Annotated in this window: 1 pseudogene; it reads right to left on the reverse strand. The window is 52.9% G+C overall.

Features of this window, described 5'->3' with window-relative positions:
• Positions 1-274: pseudogene (locus ACYP03_RS26090) on the reverse strand (methyl-accepting chemotaxis protein); the annotation flags it as partial.

Genomic DNA, 274 nt, shown 5'->3' on the forward strand with positions numbered 1-274 from the left:
TCATTTGCTCTCTGGATTGCTCAACCACCTGGCTGCCATCCTGGGCCTGTGTGGTGGCTTCTTTTGCGATATGAGCCGCCTGGGCAGCGTTATTGGCGATTTCATTGACTGTCGCCCCCAGCTCATTAATGGCCGTTGCCACCTGAATGGTTCTGTCTCGCTGAGTTAAGCAGTTGCTTTGTGTTGTCTGAGCTGTGGTCGCGACGGCTTGTGCTGTTTTGGCTAAGTTTCTTGAGCTTTGCGCCACTTCTTCCACAGAGCGGTGAATCTTGAC

Source organism: Photobacterium sp. R1 (assembly GCF_054600795.1).